Below are 3468 nucleotides of genomic sequence, written 5' to 3' on the forward strand. Positions count from 1 at the left end.
GCACAGGCTGTCGGTGGCGCAGGTGGCCTTGCCCATATATTCGTACTGTTTTTCGAGTTTTTTAAGCTCTTTGCCGTTCGGGGCCGTTTCACGCAGACGGCATATTTCGCGGTAGGCCGTGATGCGCTGACGCGGCGTGAGCGTAAGGTCGCGGGAGGGGCATACGGATTCGCAGAAGCCGCATTCCATACACTTGTCCACCAGCTCATCAGCCGGGTGCAGGGGCTTGAGATGCTTGATATGCCCCTGCGGGTCGTCGTTCATGAGCACGCCGGGGTTGAGGATGCCCTTGGGGTCCAGCAGTTCCTTGATGGACTTCATGATGGAATACGCGGCCGCGCCCCATTCCATTTCAACAAAGGGGGCCACGTTGCGGCCGGTGCCGTGCTCGGCCTTGAGGGAGCCATCATATTTTTCGGTGATGAGCTTGCAGAAGTCGTCCATAAAGGCCGCGTAGCGCGCCACTTCGGCGGGAGCGCCAAAGTCCTGCCAGAACACGAAGTGCAGGTTGCCGTCACGGGCGTGACCGAAGAGGGGGGCCACGGTATAGCCATGCCGTATAAAGAGGGCCTGCAGGTCTGTAGCGGCCTCGCCCAGGCGTTCAAGGGGAAAGGCCACGTCTTCGATAACAATGGACGTGCCCACAGGGCGCATGCCGCCCACCGAAGCAAGAATGCCCTTGCGCACCAGCCAGAGCTTGCTGTACTCCTCGGGCTTGTCGGTAAATTCGTGGGGCCGTACAAACGTGACGTCCTTGAAGGCCTTGTTGATGGCGGCAATATTTTTATCCAGTTCTTCCTGGGTGGACGCGCGCGTTTCCACAAGCAGGGAACAGACCTTGTCATCCAGCGTATCCAGACCTTCAGGCAGGCCGGGCGTGCCTTCTACCGAGCGCAGGGATGCCCTGTCCATAAGTTCGGCCGAAGATACGGGCAGGGTGGCTACGGCCGAAGCCAGGTCACAGGCGTCCTTGACCGTGGGCAGCAGCATGAGGGCCGACGCCTTGAAGGGGGCTTCTTCCACTGTGCGGTAGGTCACTTCAGCGATAAAGCCCAGTGTGCCTTCGGAGCCGACCATGAGGTGCTGGAGAATTTCGTAGGGATCTTCGTAGTCCACCAGGGCGTTGATGCTGTAGCCCGTGGTGTTTTTGATCTTGAATTTGCGGCGTATGCGGTCAGCCAGGGTTTGGTCGGCCATAATGTGGTTGCGCAGTTCACTCAGGCCTTCAAGGATGTATCCGTGGGTTCTGGCGAAAGACGCGCGGCTTTTGGCGTCGGCAGTGTCCAGCAGGGTGCCGTCCGACATGACCATGCGGGTGGAGAGCACGGTTTTGTAAGAGTTGTCGGCAGTACCACAGCACATGCCGCTGGCGTTGTTGGCAAAGATGCCGCCGATAAGGCAACTGTCGATGGAGGCAGGGTCCGGGCCGATTTTTTTGCCGAATTCCGCAAGAATCTTGTTGGCTCCGGAGCCGATAATGCCGGGCTGGAGAGTGATTTTTTCCGCCCCGTCGCTTACACGCCAGTTTTTCCAGCCCTGGCCGATGCGCACCAGCACAGCGTCGGTCACGGCCTGGCCGGAAAGGCTGGTTCCCGCGGCGCGAAAAGTCACAGCCACATTGAGGCGGTCGGCCACGCCCATAAGCTGTATGACCTCTGCTTCATCCAGAACGTCCACCACTAGCTGGGGTGTCAGGCGGTAAACGCTCGCGTCCGTACCGTAGGCAAGAAGGCGCAGCGGGTCGGTGTATATACGATTTTTGGGAATGAATTCCTGAATGGCGTCATAGAATTCTTTATAGGATGCTGTCAGCATTAGGGATCCTCCAGGGCAGGACATGCCTGCGATGAGTTTCAGAGATTCGCCATACAGGCTATCTATTGTTAATAGAAATCACCAGCGAAAAATGTCGTGTGAAAAAAAGGTTTAAAAAGACCTGAAGTTTATGGGTATTTGACCCGACGTTGTGTCAGGAGCCTGCCGTGTTCCGACAGTTCTGTGGATCAGCGTAAACGGATATCCGTTTGGATGAAAGTGCTGGAACAGAAAAATTTTTGCAAAAGGCGCGGCTGCCCGGCGCGGCCTTGGGCCGCCGCGCCGGGGCTTGCGTCAAGGCATCAGATTTTTTCTATTTTTACGGCGCAGGCTTTGTATTCCGCTGTTTTGGTCGTGGGGTCCATCGCGGTATTGGTAAGCCAGTTGGCGTTGCTTTCGCGAAAATGAAAGGCCATCCATACCATGCCGCGCGGCATATCATCGGTAACCTTGGCCTGCACTGTCACCGAGCCACGACGTGAGGACACGCGGATGTTATCCCCATTGGCTATGCCCAGCCGGGCTGCATCGGCGGTGGAAATGTCTGCCGTGTCATGCCCCATAAGGCTGTTAAGCCCTTTACTGCGTCCTGTCTGCGTGCGCGTGTGGTAGTGGTAGAGGCGTCTGCCGGAACTGAGCACAAAAGGATACTCCGCATCAGCCACTTCGGCGGCCGGTGTCCAGTTTACAGGCACAAAAAGTCCCTTGCCGCGCGCAAAGGCTCCATCCTTGTGCAGCACGGGGCTGCCGGGATGCTCTGCGTGTGTGCAGGGCCATTGCAAGCCATCGCCTTCGATGCGGTCGTATCGGATGCCGCGAAACAGCTCAGCCAGGGGCGCTATTTCGTTGTCCCACAGCTCTCTGGCGGAGTCCGCCTGCCAGTGGTGCCCGAAGCGGGCTGCCAGGTCTTTGAAAATACGCCAGTCGTCCCGGGCGTTGCCCGGGGCCGGGCTGGCGGCACGCACACGGCTGACGCGGCGTTCACTGTTGGTGAATGTGCCGTCTTTTTCTCCCCAGGCGGCGGCGGGCAGAACCACGTGAGCGAATCTGCTTGTTTCGTTGGGAAAAATATCCTGAACCACCAGAAATTCCGCAGCGGCAAGGCAGCTTTCCACATGGCTGATGTCAGGCTCGGTATTGGCGAGGTTTTCGCCAAAAATATACATCGCCTTGATTTTTTTTGATTTCAGTCCGTCCAGCATGTCAGGCATCATGATGCCTGGTTCCGCTGGCAGGGAAACTCCCCAGAAGCGTTCAAGGCGTTCCCTGGCTGCCGGGTCTGTAACTTTGCCGTAGCCGGGGTAGGTGTCCGGCAGAGCGCCCATGTCACATGAGCCCTGCACGTTATTTTGCCCGCGCAGGGGATTTACCCCACCCAGCGTTTTGCCCACATTGCCCAAAAGCATCTGCAGCGCGGCGCAGGCCAGCACGTTGTTGACGCCGCTGGTGTGTTCCGTGATGCCAAGGGTGTACGCCAGCATGGCGGGCTTGACGGAAGCGAGGGTGCGCGCGGTCTGCCTGATGGTTTCCGCATCTATGCCGCATATGGGGGCCGCCTTTTCTGGCGTGCAGTTTGCCACATTGTCGCGCAGTTCTTCAAAGCCCAGCGTGTGTCGCGCCACATAGTGCCTGTCATACAGGTCTTCTTTGATA

2 protein-coding genes are annotated in these 3468 nt (G+C 58.1%); both read right to left on the reverse strand.

Annotation, left to right across the window (positions count from 1 at the left end; genetic code table 11):
* Positions 1-1815, reverse strand: a 1815-nt coding sequence (locus QZ377_RS03940) for an FAD-binding and (Fe-S)-binding domain-containing protein (protein WP_291439710.1), incomplete at its 3' end; no start/stop codon positions are given.
* 302 nt (positions 1816-2117) lie between these two features.
* Positions 2118-3468 (reverse strand): molybdopterin-dependent oxidoreductase (locus tag QZ377_RS03945; RefSeq protein ID WP_291439711.1); only part of this gene is annotated, 1351 nt, incomplete at its 5' end.

The sequence above is a fragment of the Desulfovibrio sp. genome, from assembly GCF_019424165.1.
Classification (GTDB): Bacteria; Desulfobacterota; Desulfovibrionia; order Desulfovibrionales; family Desulfovibrionaceae; genus Desulfovibrio.